General features: G+C 34.6%; 8 protein-coding genes and 1 pseudogene. 3 read left to right on the forward strand and 6 right to left on the reverse strand.

Going from position 1 to position 9,305, the window contains the following annotated elements; all coding sequences use genetic code 11:
• Positions 1–742, reverse strand: a pseudogene (locus L6Q46_RS10210) (peptidase S8); the annotation flags it as partial.
• 135 nt (positions 743–877) lie between these two features.
• Between L6Q46_RS10210 and L6Q46_RS10215 the strand changes: the two are divergent.
• The 3 genes from L6Q46_RS10215 (at position 878) to L6Q46_RS10225 (ending at position 4,239) form a co-directional block, all read left to right on the forward strand.
• Positions 878–2,317 (forward strand): nucleoside recognition domain-containing protein, encoded by a 1,440-nt coding sequence (locus L6Q46_RS10215; RefSeq protein ID WP_291284213.1) that lies wholly within the window; start codon positions 878–880, stop codon positions 2,315–2,317.
• Positions 2,318–2,359: 42 nt separating this feature from the next.
• Positions 2,360–2,563, forward strand: a complete 204-nt coding sequence (locus L6Q46_RS10220; protein ID WP_291284214.1) for a hypothetical protein — start codon at positions 2,360–2,362, stop codon at positions 2,561–2,563.
• A 74-nt stretch (positions 2,564–2,637) separates the two neighbouring features.
• The gene (locus L6Q46_RS10225) at positions 2,638–4,239 is read left to right on the forward strand and encodes a fumarate hydratase (protein WP_291284215.1); all 1,602 of its coding nucleotides are present in this window, start codon (positions 2,638–2,640) and stop codon (positions 4,237–4,239) included.
• A 76-nt stretch (positions 4,240–4,315) separates the two neighbouring features.
• Here L6Q46_RS10225 and L6Q46_RS10230 read toward each other — a convergent pair whose 3' ends face one another.
• From L6Q46_RS10230 to L6Q46_RS10250, 5 genes are all read right to left on the reverse strand, one after another.
• Positions 4,316–4,714 (reverse strand): hypothetical protein, encoded by a 399-nt coding sequence (locus L6Q46_RS10230; protein WP_291284216.1) that lies wholly within the window; start codon positions 4,712–4,714, stop codon positions 4,316–4,318.
• A gap of 106 nt (positions 4,715–4,820) precedes the next feature.
• Complete coding sequence (locus L6Q46_RS10235; protein ID WP_291284217.1) at positions 4,821–5,984, reverse strand: class I SAM-dependent rRNA methyltransferase; 1,164 nt, start codon at positions 5,982–5,984, stop codon at positions 4,821–4,823.
• Positions 5,985–6,060: 76 nt separating this feature from the next.
• A complete protein-coding gene (locus L6Q46_RS10240) occupies positions 6,061–6,720 on the reverse strand; it encodes a CoA transferase subunit B (RefSeq protein ID WP_291284218.1) in 660 nt (219 codons plus the stop codon).
• 2 nt (positions 6,721–6,722) lie between these two features.
• Positions 6,723–7,424: a CoA transferase subunit A gene (locus tag L6Q46_RS10245; protein WP_291284219.1), complete on the reverse strand. Its 702-nt coding sequence runs from the start codon at positions 7,422–7,424 to the stop codon at positions 6,723–6,725.
• 18 nt (positions 7,425–7,442) lie between these two features.
• On the reverse strand, positions 7,443–9,305 hold a 1,863-nt coding region (locus L6Q46_RS10250; protein WP_291284220.1), incomplete at its 5' end, for a penicillin-binding transpeptidase domain-containing protein.

Here is a 9,305-nt window from a genome sequence, read left to right on the forward strand (position 1 = left end):
AATATGGGGATAAATATGCTATTTCATCCCATACCCTAGAATCTTCAACATAAGAACCAATATACCATGAAGGAAGTGGTCCATTTGATCCTGTTATTGGAACTCCATATGAATGATTAGAAACTAACATCCCTAAAGTTACTTCAGATAAAGCTTCTGATTCGTCATCGGTCCAATCAAAAGTTCTTGCAGTCGCTTGAGAAGCCATTCCTTTTATCGTGGAAAAACTTGAATTCCAAGGCAAAGCTATGATTGTTCCTGTGACATGAGTAGGATGTGAACTAAATGTAGAACCTGCGTTATCGACTGTTTCTACTCTTCCTCCAAAACCACTATGAGATCTTCTAACGGTTCCTCCATCCCATACTCTAGCAACCATTCCTTGACCATCTAAAGAAAGCCCTAGCCCACCGCCAGAATTTAAAAAATCAGTACGAGTAGATCGCGCTGCGGCCACATTTTCAGTAGAATAATAAACTGGAAATCCATCAGGTGTTAATTTCATAAGCTCTTGTAAAGAACCATTATCGCCTTTAATTATAATTGGCCATCCATTAATTGCTGCTGCTTCATATGCTGCTTTTTTTTCAATAGCTTCTTTTTTTCTCAAAGAAACTTCTAATTCTTTGATTTTTTTCAAATCATAACTTCTGATGATTTTCTCAGTGTCTTGTTTGGTTTGAGAGAAAACAAAACCTGAAAAAGTCAGTGAAATAATAAATAGTAATCTTCTGATTTTCATAATAGTTAGTAGGTTGGGTTGATAATATATTTACAAATATATAATTATTTAATAAAATCGATTCTTTTTTATAATTTTTTATAATTTGTTGAAATATTTTTATTTAATATTACATTTACGAAAAAATAGCTCTTTATGGTTTTAAGCAGATTTTGGTTAGTAATATTTATATCGTCCATCTTTTTTATTGTTTTCGGATTATTTTCATCGCAATATTATTCTATTGATTATGTTTTGAACGGAAAACAAGGCGAACCTCTTTTAATTGGTGAAAAATATTTAAAAGAAGTGCCCAAATTTGTGCAAGACAGTGTCCAAAAGGCAGATGACAAAACATTCATTATCAATAAAAATGAAAAGGATGCAGACACTACCTATGTTTACAACAATCAAACTGTAAAAATCTACAGCGGAAAACAAAAAGCAGATGGTTTACTTCCCATGACCAAAAGCAGTTTGTTTGATTTGATTCTGCCATTGATTGCTTACTTAGCTTTCTTTTGTGGAATTATGGAATTACTTATTATTTCAGGAGCTTCAGAAAGATTGGCTAAGAAATTAAGTCCATTGTTTGCTAAAGTTTTTCCTTCGATTCCTAAAAACCACGAATCGATTTCCTATATGACGTTGAATTTTTCTGCTAACTTTTTAGGATTAGATTCAGCCGCAACTCCTTTTGGATTAAAAGCCATGCAAAGCTTACAAGAATTAAATCCAGATAAAGACCGAGCAAGTGATGCCCAAATCATGTTTATGTGTTTGCATGCGGCTGGTTTAACATTAATTCCAACATCCATTATTGGTTATCGTGCTGCCGAACACGCTGCAAATCCTGCCGATGTAATGCTACCTTGTATTATTACCTCTTTCATTGGAACAATTGCTGCTTTTATTTTAGTTGGAATCAAACAGAAAGTAAACTTCAAAAGTGCTTCATTATTAGCAGTTTTAATGGGAGTTATCGGAGCGATTGTCGGATTATTATTCTACGTAAACAGTTTAGATTTAATTGGAAAAAATTACTTCACTTCTAACCTTTCAGGATTATTGTTAATCTTGATTATTGGCGGAACTTTGATATTTTCTTTCGTTCAAGAAAAAAAATTCGTAGAACAAAAAACAACCATTTTCGACACTTTTGTTGCTGGAGCGAATAACGGATTAAAAACCGGAGTTACAATTTTCCCTTATGTAATGGGAATGTTAGTAGCAATTTCGTTGTTTAGAAATAGTGGTTTGTTTGAAATCATCAGTAACGGAATTTCCTTTGCTTTTTTACACATTGGAGTAGCTAAAGAAATTACCGATTCGCTTCCTGTGGCAATGTTACGACCTTTTAGCTCTGGTGGTTCAAGAGGATTTATGATTGATGCGATGAAGCAATTTGGACCAGATTCTTTAACGGGAAGACTAAGTTGTATTTTCCAATGTAGTGCCGAAACTACTTTTTATGTAATTGCGGTTTATTTTGGAAGTATCAACGTGAAAAACACACGCTATACATTAGGAATGATGCTTTTAGTTGACTTGATTTGTGTGATTACCGCGATTTTTGTGGCGAGTTGGTTTTTTTAGAACAATAAACTCCTGCATAATTTCCAAAGACATTACAAGTAAATGAGTTTTTTTGAAGAATTAATAATTGATTTAGGACAGGAAGGAATGTACTTCTTTTTTAAAAGATTGGGTATGCTGACAAAATGGATTTGCTACTCAGGAAAAAAAACATTCTCAGAAATTAAAAATGAAAATTGGAATACCAGAATAGGCTTTGTGTTGTTTTTAATAATAGTTGGAATAATAATTTATATTGTAAATTAATCACTAAATGTTTTAAAAACCTTGCAGGTTAGAAAAACAAAAATCCGTAACTTTACCTTTCAAAACATACACAAATGGACTTTTTATATCAAGACCCGTATCCAATTTTAAAAGACGATACACACTACAAAAAATTAACATCAGATTACGTAAAAGTTGAGCAACTTGGCGATAGAGAAATCTTAGTGGTTGACCCAAAAGGATTAGAACTATTGGCTCAAGAAGCAATGGACGACGTTTCGTTTATGTTGCGTTCGGCACATTTACAAAAATTAAGAAACATTATCGAAGACCCAGAAGCGACAGACAACGACCGTTTTGTGGCTTATAATTTATTGCAAAATGCTGCTGTAGCCGTGGAAGGTCAATTGCCTTCTTGCCAAGATACCGGAACCGCAATCGTAGTTGCCAAAAAAGGTGAAAACGTGTATACAGGAGTTGATGATGGCGAATGGTTATCAAAAGGAATTTACAATACCTACCAAAATAAAAATCTTCGCTACTCGCAAATTGTTCCGATTTCGATGTTTGAAGAGAAAAACTCGGGTTCTAATTTACCTGCACAAATTGATATTTATGCCAAAAAAGGAAATTCGTATGAATTCTTATTCTTAACAAAAGGTGGTGGCTCGGCGAACAAAACGTTTTTATATCAAAAAACAAAGTCGTTGTTAAATGAAAAATCGTTAGACGAATTTGTTCGTGAGCGCATTATGGATTTAGGAACGGCAGCATGTCCTCCGTATCACTTGGCTATCGTTATCGGCGGAACTTCTGCGGAAGCAAATTTAGCAGCCGTGAAAAAAGCATCGGCTGGATATTATGACCATTTACCAACTTCTGGAAACATGGCAGGCCAAGCGTTTCGCGATTTAGAATGGGAAAAAAGAGTGCAAATCATTTGTCAAGAAAGTCAAATTGGAGCACAATTTGGTGGAAAATATTTAACACATGATGTTCGTGTAATTCGTTTACCTCGTCACGCGGCTTCTTGTCCGGTGGGAATGGGAGTTTCTTGTTCGGCAGATAGAAATATCAAAGGAAAAATCACAAAAGATGGTATTTTCTTAGAACAATTGGAAACCAATCCAGCACAATTTTTACCTGAAACAGCGCCTCATTTAGAGCCAGCGGTAGAAATTGATTTGAACAAACCAATGGCTGAAATTTTAGCTGAATTATCAAAATATCCAATCAAAACACGTTTGAAATTAAACGGAACTTTGATTGTGGCTCGTGATATTGCACATGCAAAAATCAAAGAATTGTTAGATGCTGGAAAACCAATGCCAGAATATTTCAAAAATCACCCAGTATATTACGCGGGTCCAGCAAAAACTCCAGATGGAATGCCATCAGGAAGTTTTGGACCAACTACCGCAGGAAGAATGGACGTTTATGTAGATGAATTCCAAGCGGCTGGTGGAAGTATGATTATGTTAGCCAAAGGAAACCGAAGCAAAGACGTCATGAACGCTTGTGCAAAACACGGTGGATTCTATTTAGGTTCGATTGGAGGTCCTGCTGCGATTTTAGCCAAAGAAAATATCTTATCGGTTGAAGTAGTAGATTTCCCAGAATTAGGAATGGAAGCCGTAAGAAAAATTGAAGTAAAAGATTTCCCTGCATTTATTATTACGGATGATAAAGGAAATGATTTCTTTATGAATTTGTAATTAACCGCAAAGACGCAAAGTTTTACGCAAAGCACGCAAAATAAAACCCTGTAAGTTTAAGTACTTGTAGGGTTTTTTATTTGTAAAATCTCTTAATAATTTCAAAACATATTAATTCAATTAAGATTAGAACACCATAAAAAATAATATTAGTTTTAAAAACAACGTCATTAAATCTAATATATAATTCATAATCATTATCATAAATATTCTCAAATATTTCTTGAACCAAATATATTCCTGAAATAAATGCAAATAATGAAACTATAAATAAAAATAAAATTTTCTTAAAGAAATTGATTTTATAAAAATCATAAATTAATATCATTCCAACTATTGATACAAATAGAAAGTTTAAATAATGAAAATCCATATCCATTCCTCCCTTAGCAAACATAGAAGGAAAACTATATGAAATAATTAAAATTAAAACTATAATTATGAATGCTTTTAGAAAATTTGAAATTGATTTCATAAGTAAATAATATTAATATTATGAAAAAAAACTTGAGATTCCTTCGGAATGACAAACTATACGTGAAATACCGAACACTTCAAACTGACCACTGACCACTTTAAACCTACTCCACAAACAATACCAATCCTTTCAAATAATGTCCTTCTGGATGATAAATATTTGTTGGGTGATCTGGACCTTGTTCTAATTTGTGTAATACTCGGATATTTCTTCCCGTTTCTATAGCTGCTGCGGCAACAGTGTTGTAAAACAACACATCATCAATAACTTGCGAACAAGAGAATGTAAATAAAATTCCGTTAGGCGCTAAGGCTTTTAATCCGGCAATATTTAAACGTTTGTAGGCTTGCGTTGCGGTGTGTTTGCTTTTGATGCTTTTCGCGAAAGCGGGCGGGTCTAAAACAATGACATCATATTGTTGCGTGTGTTCTTTCATGAAGTTGAACACATCATCAGCTACAGCTTTATGATTGGCATTTGGAAAATTTAATTCCATATTACTCGCTGCTAAGTCCACAGCTTTTTGAGAAATATCTACCGAAGTTACCAATTCAGCTCCGGCACTCATCGCATAAATAGAGAATCCGCCAGTGTAACAAAATGTGTTTAATACTTTTTTTCCTTTTGAGAATTCACCTAATAATTTTCGATTTTCGCGTTGGTCTAAGAAGAAACCTGTTTTTTGTCCTTCTACCCAATTTACTGAAAACAAAATGTTGTTCTCTTTTGCAACTGCTTCGGCTTTGTTTCCGAATAGAAAATAATCAGTTCCTGTATTTGGTAAAGTTCCTGAACTTTTGCAATAAATGGTTTCGCAATAGTCTGAAAAATTCGATTTTATGGCTTCCGCGATTTGCTCCATTTGAAGAAAAACGCCTGTAGAATGCGCTTGAATTACCCAATTTTTATCGTAATAATCAATAATTAATCCAGAAATTCCATCGCCTTCACCGTGAATCACACGAAAAGCATTTGTAACTTCAAAATCCAATATTTGGGTACGTAAATACCAAGCCGATTGTAATTTGTCCTTCCAAAAGTTTTCAGAGAAAGTCTCTTCGCCAAATGTCAAAATACGAACTATGATACTTCCTTTATCACTGAAATATCCCGTTCCTAAATGATTGTCTTTCGAATCGACTACATCAACCATTTCGCCATCGTTTATTTCACGACTCACGCCATAAACCGCACCACTGAAAATCCAAGGATGACGACGTTGAATTGATTTTTCTTTACCTGATTTTAAAATTACTTTTGCTCTCATACTATTTAGAAAAGACCTGACAGGTTTTTGAAACCTGTCAGGTCTAAATATTAAAAATTATTAATTTGCTTATTGGCTAATTAATACTCATTTCTGGAATATCTCCTTCAATGATTAAATCTGCTTCTGTTGCTTTGATGATATCTTCTACTGAAACACCTGGCGCACGTTCTAACAATTTGAATCCTTTTGGAGTGATTTCTAAAACCGCTAATTCTGTAACGACTTTTTTCACACAACCAACACCAGTTAATGGAAGCGTACATTTTTTAAGAATTTTCGATTCTCCAGCTTTATTTACGTGCATCATGGCTACGATAATATTTTCTGCAGAAGCTACTAAATCCATGGCGCCACCCATTCCTTTTACCATTTTTCCTGGGATTTTCCAGTTGGCAATATCTCCGTTTTCAGAAACTTCCATTGCTCCTAAAATCGTTAAATCTACTTTTTGAGCACGAATCATTCCAAAACTGAAAGCGGAATCAAAAAAACTAGCTCCTGGTAAAGTTGTAATGGTTTGTTTTCCTGCGTTGATGATGTCCGCATCTTCTTCTCCTTCAAAAGGGAAAGGTCCCATACCTAAAACTCCATTTTCCGATTGAAATTCAACTGAAATATCCGTACGAACATAATTGGCAACCAAAGTCGGAATTCCGATTCCTAAGTTTACATAGTAACCGTCTTTTACTTCTTGTGCTATTCTTTTTGCGATTTGATTTTTATCTAATGCCATGATTAACTTCTTTGTCTAACAGTTCTTTGCTCAATTCTTTTTTCAAATTTCTCACCTTGGAAAATACGGTTTACCATAATTCCTGGAATGTGAATTTCGTTAGGATTTAAAGTTCCTGCTGGTACTAATTCTTCTACTTCAGCAATCGTTATTTTTGCAGCACCTGCCATACAAGAGTTGAAATTACGAGCTGTTCCTTTGAAAATAAGATTTCCAGCTTCGTCACCTTTCCATGCTTTTACGATTGAAAAATCAGCTTTGTAAGCCAATTCCATCACGTGCATTTTTCCGTTGAATTCGCGTGTTTCTTTTCCTTCAGCAACTTCTGTTCCGTAACCTGCTGGTGTAAAAAATGCTGGAATTCCGGCTTGTGCAGCACGACATTTTTCAGCTAAAGTTCCTTGTGGTGTTAATTCAACATCTAATTCTCCTGAAAGCATTTGACGTTCGAATTCTGCATTTTCTCCTACATAAGAAGAAATCATTTTTTTGATTTGGCGTTTTTTTAATAATAATCCCAATCCGAAATCATCTACTCCTGCATTATTTGAAATACAAGTTAAATAGGTTACATTTTTACGAACTAATTCAGCAATACTGTTTTCGGGAATTCCACAAAGACCAAAACCACCTAGCATGATGGTTTGTCCGTCTTGAATTCCTTCCAACGCTTCTTTAACGTTATTAACTTTTCTAGAAATCATATTTTGGTTTGTTGTTGTTTATAATCCGAATTCATCCATACTAGGTTCATCTGTTGGCACAGCTGTTGAATCCACTACTTTTTTAGGTGTCCAACAATCTACTTTAATTTTTAAATCGTCTGGACGTTCAAACGGTTCTTTAGACACGTCTAAATCGCTATCAGCATAACATTTTTTCATAAAGATTCCCCAAATAGGTAATGCCATTGTAGCTCCTTGACCTAATCTTGTAGCTCTAAAGTGAGCTGCTCTATCTTCGTTTCCAACCCAAATTCCAGTTGCTAAATTAGGCACCATTCCTATAAACCAACCATCTGAATTGTTTTGAGAAGTACCTGTTTTTCCCGCAATTGGATTTCCAAAACTATAATCATATTGGATGAAACCGCCTCCACCATATTTTAAACGAGCTCCTGTTCCTGAACTAGTTACACCTTCCATTAGCTTTACAACAGCATAAGCGACATCTTTATTTACGACATCTTTTGTAACTGGTACTGGTTGATCGATAACTACTCCGTTTTTATCTTCGATTTTGATGATAAATGTTGGTTTTACATACACTCCTTGATTGGCAAACGTACCCATGGCACCTACCATTTGCTCCACCGTAATATCAACAGCACCTAATGCAATTGAAGGTTGCTCTGGAATATCAGAAGTAACTCCTAATTCTTTGGCCATCGCTACAACAGCTTTTGGTCCCACTCTATCAATTAACTTAGCAGAAACTGTGTTTACCGAATTTGCTAATGCTTTTTGTAATGTAATGGTTCCTCTATAATTTCCATCGGAATTCTTTGGAGACCAATCGGCATCAATTCCCCATTTGCCTTTTGGCATAGTGAAATAACTGTCGATAATAGAATCACAAGGCGACATTCCTAATTGTTCGATAGCCGTTGCATATAAGAATGGTTTAAAAGTAGAACCTACTTGTCTTGCTCCTTGCCCAACGTGATCGTATTGGAAATATTTATAATTTACACCACCAACCCATACTTTAATGTGACCACTTCTTGGTTCCATAGCCATCATACCTGTTTGCAACATGTGTTTGTAATAAATGATGGAATCTGTTGGCTTCATGAGGGTATCTTTTTCACCTTCATAAGTAAAGATTTTCATTTTTGCTGGTACATCAAAAGACTTGATAATTTCCTCTTTCGTTTTCCCATTCAAATCCATTTTTCTCCAACGCTCAGAGTTTTTCATGGCTTGCATCATAATTTGTTGCGTTTGCTCTGGAGTAATATCAACGAAAGGGGCGTTTTCTTTTCCTTTTGCTGCTATGAAAAATTCTTTTTGAAGATTTTTTAAATGTTCCGTTACCGCTTCTTCAGCATATTGTTGCATTTTAGAATCGATAGTCGTGTAGATTTTTAAACCATCGCGATACAAATCATATTCAGTTCCGTCTTCTTTTAAATGGTCTTTCACCCATTTTTTCATGTAATCTCTTAGATATTCTCTAAAGTAAGTAGCGCTTCCTTCGGAATGACTTTCAGGTCTAAAATCTAATTTTACTGGGAGTTTACTTAATTCTGCTTTTTTTGATTCAGAAATTACGCCATTTTTAACCATTTGTCCTAAAACGGTATTTCTTCTATCTAAAACTAATTGCGCTCTTTTTTTACGATTTGGATTATATAACGAGGGATTTTTTAGCATTCCAACAAACAAAGCACCTTCTTCGATAGTTAAATCCTTAGGTTCTTTGTTCATGTAGATTTTAGCTGCCGAACGGATTCCAACCGCACCATTTACAAAATCTACTTGATTTAAATAAAGTGCAATAATCTCTTGTTTTGTATACTGACGTTCTAAACGAATAGCAATAATCCATTCTTTTACTTTTTGAATTACCCTAAACAAAATGAA

Source organism: Flavobacterium sp., from assembly GCF_023151265.1.
Lineage (GTDB): Bacteria > Bacteroidota > Bacteroidia > Flavobacteriales > Flavobacteriaceae > Flavobacterium.